We start from the raw sequence: 7781 nt of genomic DNA, 5'->3' as shown, positions 1-7781 counted from the left end.
CTGCTCGAACGCCCGCGCGTTGACCTCCTCGTCCCGGCGGCTCGGGATGAAGGCCGACATCCCGCCGATGGCGAGGGCCCCACGCTTGTGGCAGGTCTGCACGAGCAGCTCGGCATAGGCGCGCATGAACGGCGTCGTCATCGGCACTGACGCCCGGTCCGGCAGGACGAAGTCGGCGCCCGCGTCACGGAAGTACTTGATGACCGAGAACAGGTAGTCCCATCGCCCGGCATTGAGCCCGGAGGCGTGGTCGCGCAGCTCGTAGAGGATCTCCTCCATCTCGAAGGCGGCCGGGATGGTCTCGATGAGGACGGTCGCGCGGACCGTGCCGTAGGGGACCTGCAGGGCTTGCTGCGCAAACGTGAAGACGTCGTTCCAGAGCCGCGCCTCGAGGTGCGATTCAGTCTTGGGCAGGTAGAAGTAAGGCCCGCTCCCCCGCTCGAGCAGCTCCAACGCGTTGTGGTAGAAGTACAGCCCGAAGTCCACCAGTCCACCCGCGGCCGGCCTCCCGTCCACCACGAGATGCCGCTCGTCGAGGTGCCAGCCGCGGGGCCGCATGACGATCGTGGCGAGCCGCTGGTCACTGCGCAGCTCATAGTGCTTGCCCTCGGGCGATGCGAAGCCGAGCGTCCCCCGGATCGCGTCCCTGAGGTTGACCTGGCCGCCGATGACGTTGTGCCAGTGCGGCGTGCTCGCGTCCTCGAGGTCGGCGAGCCACACGCGCGCCCCGGAGTTGAGCGCGTTGATCGCCATCTTGCGGTCCGTCGGCCCGGTCATCTCGACCCGGCGGTCGACGAGGTCGGCGGGCGCCGGAGCCACCATCCACTCGCTGTCCCGGACGTGCGCCGTCTCAGGGAGGAAGTCCAGCCGCCCGGACCGCGCCATCTCGTCGCGACGCACGCGGCGCGCCGCAATCAGCTCGTCCCGCCGCGCCCGGAACTCGCGCTGCAGCGAGGCCACAAAGGCGAGCGCCCCGGGGGTGAGGATCTCGTCCTGCCTCTCGACCTCGGGGCCAATGACCTGGTCTTCGGGACGCCCAGACACCCGGCTCAGAGCACCTTGCCGACCGGAGTGGTGCGCGTCTCCGACTCCGCACCGCCCCCGGACTCGACGGCCGCCCGCACGGCGTGGGCGACACCAGGGGCCACCACTGGGTCGAACACCGACGGGACGATGTAGCTCGCATTGAGCTCCTCGGGGGTCACCGCGTCGGCGATGGCGTGCGCTGCCGCGACCATCACCTCCTGCGTGATCTCCGAGGACCCTGAGTCCAACATCCCGCGGAAGAACCCCGGGAAGCAGAGGACGTTGTTGATCTGGTTCGGATAGTCCGACCTTCCCGTGGCGACAACTGCCGCATGCTTGCTGGCCTCCAGCGGGTCGACCTCAGGGTCCGGGTTGGCGAGCGCGAAGACGATGGCGTCGTCGGCCATCGTCGCGATGTCGTCCCCTGTGAGCAGATTGGGCCCCGACACGCCGATGAAGACGTCCGCCCCCCGGATCACGTCGCGCAGCGATCCCTCCTCATGGCGCTGGTTGGTGTGCTGGGCGATCCACTCGCGGTCGGGGTCGTCATAGGACTGACCGGCGTGAATGGCCCCGCCGCGCCCGCAGGCAATGATGTCGGTGGCTCCCTGCGCGAGGAGCAGCTCGATGATCGCGTGTCCCGCGGCGCCGACGCCACTCATGGCGATGCGGATCGCCCCGATGTCCTTGCCGACCACGCGCAGCGCGTTGGTCAGCGCCGCCAGGACGACGATCGCCGTGCCGTGCTGGTCGTCGTGGAAGACGGGGATGTCGAGCTCGGCCCGCAGCCGCCGCTCGATCTCGAAACACCGTGGCGCAGCGATGTCCTCGAGGTTGATGCCGCCATAGACCGGCGCTATCGCCTTGACGATGGAGATGATCTCCTCGGTGTCCTGGGTGTCGAGGCACACGGGCCAGGCGTCGACCCCCGCGAATTGCTTGAAGAGCGCCGCCTTGCCCTCCATGACCGGCAAAGCCGCGGCCGGTCCGATGTTGCCCAGCCCGAGCACCGCCGACCCGTCCGTGACGACGGCGACCGTGTTGCGCTTGATCGTCAGGCGACGCGCGTCGGCCGGGTTGGCGGCGATGGCGAGGCAGATCCGGGCGACGCCGGGCGTGTAGGCGCGCGAGAGGTCGTCGCGGTGCTTGAGCGGGACCTTGGGGTTGACCTCGAGCTTGCCACCGAGGTGCATGAGGAAGGTGCGGTCGCTAACCTTGCGCACGGTGACGTTGGGGACCGTCGCGAGCTCCTGGGCGATGTCCTCGGCGTGGTCCGCGTCCGACGCGTCGTAGGTGACGTCGACGACGAGACGGTCGTGCGTCGACTCGGCGATGTCGAGCGCGGTCAGCGAGCCGCCGGCCCTGGCCACCGCGGCCACCAGCCCTCCCGTCGCATCCGCCGAGGTCGGGGTCTCGACGCGGACGGTGATCGCATAGCCGGGGCTGGGTGCGCGCATGGGTTCGTTCTCCTCGATGAGTGGGTTCTGTGGAGCGCCACGTGCAACATCACCACCGATGCGGCCGGCTCCGCAAGCGTGACCACAACCCGAAATCCGACAGATGTCGTATGCCGTTGAGCCCCTCCCCCACGCAAGTAGCCTTTCGCACCTCCCGCCCTTCTCGTCGAGCGTGCAGTCCCCGAGGACTCGGGCGCCCGCCGGTCAGCGCAGGTCCGGGAAGGCGGCCTGCGCCAGGGGCCACCAGAACAGGTGCGAGCACAGCTCGGTGTACTCGTCCGGCGTCACCCAGCGGGTCTCGTGAACTCCGTCATCACCCTGGGTGATCGGGGGCAGGACGATGTCGAGGTCTGCGCGGTAGGTCTGCAGGAAGGGTCGACGCGGGTCGATGAGGTTGTCATCAGTGACCGGTGTGAACCGCTCGTAGCCGACGACGCTGACCCGGGTCTGCTCGACGCGAAGGCCGGTCTCCTCATGGGTTTCTCGGAGCGCGTTCTCGATCGGCGTCTCGCCCGGCTCGCGCCAGCCCCCCGGCGAACCCCATTCAGCACGCCGCACGCTGTGCACGGCGGCGAAGTGGCCCGCGGCATCGCGCACGAAGAGCATCGCCGCGAAGACCTGGGCCTCCGGGACCGGCCTCGACGAGGCGACGAGATCGACGTGGCTCGCTCCGTTGGGGAAGGGGACCGCGAGGTGCCGGACGAGGCCGCGATCCCCCTTGCGCTTGCGCAGTCGCAGGCCCGAGGCGTTGAGCCGCCGCGCGAGGTCGAGGCCGGTCGTCAGTGTGGCACCGGCGGCCACCGCGTCGCCCCAGCGGACGTCCGGGACGTCGTAGTGGTCGCCGTCGAAGGACCGCGGGTGCAGCGCGACCCTCCGGGCGAAGTCATGCAGCTCTGTGTAAGACGTGTCGCTGACGAGGTGCGCGAAGTGGCGACCGTGCGCCGGCCAGATCGGCTCGTCGATGAACAACGTCATACGAGCGAGCCTAGTCAGGGGACCGACAAGGCCTGTGGACAAGCCGGAGGGCTCCCGGGCGAATCAGCCTAGCGTTTCACGGTGTCAGGTCACCAACCGGCCACCCCGGCCGATTCGAAGGAGAAGCACATGGCCAGGTCCATCGTCGACACCGAGGCGATCCGAGTCGCGTCCGCCGATATCCAGCGACTCTCCGACGACATCCAGTCGGCCACCGCCGCGCTCCGCGGCCGGCTCGGATCGCTGGGCGGCGCCTGGGAGGGCCCGGCACGCAAGCAGTTCGACGACGTCCTGGAGCGCTACAACCAGATGCAGCACAAGATCAACACGACACTCGCCGAGATCAGCACCCTGACGGCGAAGGCGTCGACGGCGTACGAGCAGCACGAGACGGCGACCCGGGCCATGTTCTCCTGACTCGGTCCCGAGCGCTCGATCCGGGCGCCATCCGTTCTGCCCCTGGCCCGGATCGAGTCCCACCGGGGGACGGCTCCCCACGAACGGGAGCCGTCCTCCGGCCCAAAGCAAAAAGGCGAGTGCCGAACGCGCGACATTCCGCGCGTTCGGCACTCACTACGTGGTGCTGGACTCAGAAGCCCATGCCACCCATGTCGCCCATGTCCGGGGCACCCGCGCCAGCCGCGGCCTTCTCCGGCTTGTCGGCGATGACGGCCTCGGTCGTGAGGAACAGCGCAGCGATCGACGCGGCGTTCTGCAGCGCTGAGCGCGTCACCTTGACCGGGTCGATGATGCCCGCGGCGAGCAGGTCACCGTACTCACCCGTCGCAGCGTTGAGACCCTCGTGCGCACCGAGGTGGCGGACCTTCTCGGCCACGACGCCGCCCTCGAGACCCGCGTTGATCGCGATCTGCTTGAGCGGGGCCTCGGCAGCGACCCGCACGATGTTGGCACCGGTCGCCTCGTCACCCTCGAGGTTGAGGGAGTCGACGGCCTTGGCGGCCTGGATGAGCGCGACACCACCACCGGCGACGATGCCCTCCTCGACGGCAGCCTTCGCGTTGCGGACGGCGTCCTCGATGCGGTGCTTGCGCTCCTTGAGCTCGACCTCGGTGGCCGCACCCGCCTTGATGACGGCGACGCCACCGGCGAGCTTGGCGAGGCGCTCCTGGAGCTTCTCGCGGTCGTAGTCCGAGTCCGACTTCTCGATCTCGGCCTTGATCTGGGAGATGCGGCCCTCGATCGCGCTGCGGTCCTGGGCGTCCTCGACGATGGTCGTCTCGTCCTTCGTCACGACGACCTTGCGGGCCTTGCCGAGCAGGTCGAGGGTGGCGTTCTCGAGCTTGAGACCGACCTCCTCGGAGATGACCTGGCCACCGGTGAGGATGGCGATGTCGGTGAGCATGGCCTTGCGGCGGTCGCCGAAGCCCGGGGCCTTGACGGCGACGGACTTGAACGTGCCACGGATCTTGTTCACGACGAGCGTCGCGAGGGCCTCGCCCTCGACGTCCTCGGCGATGATGAGCAGCGGCTTGCCGGACTGCATGACCTTCTCGAGGACGGGCAGCAGGTCCTTGACGGCGCTGATCTTGGAGTTCGCGACGAGGACGTAGGCGTCGTCGAGGACGGTCTCCATGCGCTCGGTGTCGGTGACGAAGTACGCCGAGATGTAGCCCTTGTCGAAGCGCATACCCTCGGTCATCTCCAGCTCGAGGCCCATGGTGTTGGAGTCCTCGACGGTGATGACGCCTTCCTTGCCGACCTTGTCCATCGCCTCGGCGATGAGAGCACCGATCTCCTCGTCAGCCGCGGAGATGGAGGCGGTGGAGGCGATCTCCTCCTTGGTCTCGATCTCCTTGGCGGAGTCGAGCAGCGCCTCGGCGACGGCCTCGACGGCCTTCTCGATGCCACGCTTGAGGGCCATCGGGTTGGCGCCGGCGGCAACGTTGCGCAGGCCCTCCCTCACCATGGCCTGGGCAAGCACGGTCGCCGTCGTCGTGCCGTCACCGGCGACGTCGTCGGTCTTCTTGGCAACTTCCTTGACGAGCTCGGCGCCGATCTTCTCGTACGGGTCGTCGAGCTCGATCTCCTTGGCGATCGAAACGCCGTCGTTGGTGATGGTGGGGGCGCCCCACTTCTTCTCCAGGACGACGTTGCGGCCCTTCGGGCCGAGCGTGACGCGGACGGCGTCGGCAAGGATGTTCATGCCGCGCTCGAGGCCGCGACGCGCCTCTTCGTCAAACGCAATGGTCTTGGCCATTCGGGTGGTTCCTCCCACACGAAACGTTGGTTGACTGGCCCGCACCCCGCCCGCGACGGACGAGACGACCCTCACAGCTCACGTCGCTGCGAGACACCGCCCCTCGGCATGCGGCCCATTTCTGTCACTCCCCGGGGGAGAGTGCTAACGCCATTATTGGCACTCAAGGGTGGAGAGTGCAAACGATCGGGTGGGAGCGTGGTCGTCCACCACCAAAGACCGATGCCGTATGCCGCTGAGCTGGGTCCCCGTAGCACGGACGTCCCAGCGTGGTCACCACAACTTCGATGCGGGTCAGGAAGCGGGCTCGAGAGCGGCGGCGAGCCGAGCGGCATACGACGCGGACTCCTCGTCGCTCGAGTACTTCGTGCGCGGCCAGAAGAACCCTCGGAGGCCGTCGCCCTTGGTGCGGGGCACCACGTGGACATGCAGGTGCGGTACCGACTGGCTCACGACGTTGTTCACCGCGACGAACGTCCCCTGCGCACCGAGCCCAGCCACCGCCGCGGCGGCCAACCGTCGAGAGGTGTCGGTGAGACCGGCACTGAGGCCCTCGGGCAGGTCGAGCAGGGTGTGGACATGGGTCCGCGGCACGAGCAGGACGTGGCCCTTGAAGACCGGGCGCCGGTCGAGGAACGCGACGAAATCGGGCTCGTCGAGGACGAGGTCAGCCGGGATCGTACCCGCGGCGATCGCACAGAATGTGCAGTCCATGACGCTCAGCGTGCCACGGCCCTGGGGTCAGCTCGGTCAGAGCCGTGGGGTCTTGGTCGGCTTGTTCGGGTTCGAGGGCTTGCTGGGCGGCGGCCCCGTTCGCTTCGTCGGCTCCACCTCTGTGGTGGTCGACGTGGGGCTCGGCGCTCCGGACGTCGTCGTCGATGGCTGTGCGGTGGCCGTTGCACGCGTCGATGGGCCGGTGACCACAGTCGCGCGGCTGGGCACGCTGGTCGTCGTGGACGAGGTCGGAGATGTGGTCTGGCTGCCCTCCGTGCCGCCGGCGCGCCAATCACCGCTGGCCGGCAGGGTCGACCCAGCCGAAGAACTCGTCGGGATCGAGCCGGACGAGAGCTGCTCCTCACGCCAGCTGCTGCCTTCTGGCCACCAGACGACCACTGCCACGATGAGGGCGACGACCGAGGCGGGGAGGGCGACGGCCACGGTGCGGCGACGTCTCGCAGCCCGCGCCTTCGCTCTCATCTCCGCACGACGCATGGCACACCAAGGTAGACGAAACGGACCGGTGGTGCGGAGCCCGAGCAGCCCGATAGCGTGGCTCCGCACCAGTACGGCGGGACGGCGTGAAGGTGGTTGCGATGGCGAGAACGGGATTCCACGAGGTGGCGGACCGGGTCTTCATCGCCCGCTACCCGCAGTGGGACGTCAACGTAGGCCTGGTGCTCGGCCGCGACGGCGCCGTCGTCGTGGACACGCGAGCCAGCAGCCTGCAGGGCTTCGAGGTCCTCGACGACATCCGGCGGCTGGGCCGAGACGTCACCGTGAGCCACGTCGTCAACACGCACATCCATTTCGACCACGTCTTCGGCAACACCGCGTTCACCACCGCCACCGTTCACGCCCACGCCAACGTGGGTCGCGGGCTCGATGCGGACGTCGAACGGATCAAGGCACTGTTCCGCGCGGACCCGGACGACGGGCCCGAGCTGGGGTACACCTCCCGCGAGGTCGTCGAGGTCCTCGCAACTGAGGTTCGCGGCCCCGACTGCACCTTCGAGCACAGCGCGACGATCGACCTCGGAGACCGCGCCGTGTCGCTGACCTGGGCGGGCCGCGGTCACACCGACGGTGACATCGGCGTCCACGTCGCCGACGCCGACGCGATGTTCCTCGGTGACCTCATCGAGGAGTCCGCCAACCCGTCCTTCGGCGGGGACTGCTGGCCGCTCGAGTGGTCGGACACCCTGATATCGCACCTCAACTGGCTCGGTCCAGAGAGTGTCGTCGTGCCTGGCCATGGCCGGCCGGTCGACGCCGCCTTCGTGGAGCGTCAGCGTGAGGAGATCGAGCTTGTCGCTGCCGTCATCCGGGAGCGTCATGCCCAGGAATGGGCGCTGGAGTCGGCGGTTGCCGAGCCGGATGACCGGCTG

The 7781-nt window shown here is 68.6% G+C and carries 8 protein-coding genes; 2 read left to right on the top strand and 6 right to left on the bottom strand.

Annotation, left to right across the window (positions count from 1 at the left end):
• The 3 genes from VIR15_RS01100 to VIR15_RS01090 form a co-directional block, all read right to left on the bottom strand.
• Positions 1-1044: malate synthase (locus tag VIR15_RS01100; RefSeq protein ID WP_331925624.1), on the bottom strand; the 1044-nt coding region annotated here is incomplete at its 3' end.
• 5 nt (positions 1045-1049) lie between these two features.
• Entirely contained in the window at positions 1050-2483 is a 1434-nt protein-coding gene (locus VIR15_RS01095) for an NAD-dependent malic enzyme (protein ID WP_331925623.1), read from the bottom strand.
• A gap of 204 nt (positions 2484-2687) precedes the next feature.
• Positions 2688-3458 carry a DUF4031 domain-containing protein gene (locus tag VIR15_RS01090; protein ID WP_331925622.1) on the bottom strand — a complete coding sequence of 257 codons (771 nt, stop codon included), beginning with the start codon at positions 3456-3458 and terminating at the stop codon, positions 2688-2690.
• Between the two features lie 129 nt (positions 3459-3587).
• On the opposite strand from VIR15_RS01090, the gene VIR15_RS01085 reads away from it, so the two are divergent.
• Positions 3588-3875: a WXG100 family type VII secretion target gene (locus tag VIR15_RS01085; protein WP_331925621.1), complete on the top strand. Its 288-nt coding sequence runs from the start codon at positions 3588-3590 to the stop codon at positions 3873-3875.
• 172 nt (positions 3876-4047) lie between these two features.
• On the opposite strand, the gene groL is transcribed toward VIR15_RS01085, so the two are convergent.
• The 3 genes from groL to VIR15_RS01070 all read right to left on the bottom strand — a co-directional run bounded on the left by groL (position 4048) and on the right by VIR15_RS01070 (position 6888).
• A complete protein-coding gene (gene groL, locus VIR15_RS01080; RefSeq protein WP_331925620.1) occupies positions 4048-5676 on the bottom strand; it encodes a chaperonin GroEL in 1629 nt (542 codons plus the stop codon).
• A gap of 294 nt (positions 5677-5970) precedes the next feature.
• Positions 5971-6390: an HIT family protein gene (locus VIR15_RS01075; protein WP_331925619.1), complete on the bottom strand. Its 420-nt coding sequence runs from the start codon at positions 6388-6390 to the stop codon at positions 5971-5973.
• Positions 6391-6426: 36 nt separating this feature from the next.
• Positions 6427-6888, bottom strand: coding sequence for a hypothetical protein (locus tag VIR15_RS01070; protein ID WP_331925618.1), 462 nt, complete (start codon positions 6886-6888; stop codon positions 6427-6429).
• A 101-nt stretch (positions 6889-6989) separates the two neighbouring features.
• On the opposite strand from VIR15_RS01070, the gene VIR15_RS01065 reads away from it, so the two are divergent.
• On the top strand, positions 6990-7781 hold a 792-nt coding region (locus VIR15_RS01065), incomplete at its 3' end, for an MBL fold metallo-hydrolase (RefSeq protein ID WP_331925617.1).

The organism is Intrasporangium sp., assembly GCF_036566125.1.
GTDB lineage: Bacteria > Actinomycetota > Actinomycetes > Actinomycetales > Dermatophilaceae > Intrasporangium.
Note: the sequence above shows the minus strand (reverse complement) of the source record. Positions and strands in the feature narration are given on the sequence as shown.

Bases quoted from the DNA above. Each gene is read 5' to 3' on its own strand.
- VIR15_RS01075 (WP_331925619.1), bottom strand. From the start codon at position 6,390: ATGGACTGCACATTCTGTGCGATCGCCGCGGGTACGATCCCGGCTGAC.
- VIR15_RS01070 (WP_331925618.1), bottom strand. From the start codon at position 6,888: ATGCGTCGTGCGGAGATGAGAGCGAAGGCGCGGGCTGCGAGACGTCGC.
- VIR15_RS01095 (WP_331925623.1), bottom strand. From the start codon at position 2,483: ATGCGCGCACCCAGCCCCGGCTATGCGATCACCGTCCGCGTCGAGACC.
- groL (WP_331925620.1), bottom strand. From the start codon at position 5,676: ATGGCCAAGACCATTGCGTTTGACGAAGAGGCGCGTCGCGGCCTCGAG.
- VIR15_RS01090 (WP_331925622.1), bottom strand. From the start codon at position 3,458: ATGACGTTGTTCATCGACGAGCCGATCTGGCCGGCGCACGGTCGCCAC.
- VIR15_RS01085 (WP_331925621.1), top strand. From the start codon at position 3,588: ATGGCCAGGTCCATCGTCGACACCGAGGCGATCCGAGTCGCGTCCGCC.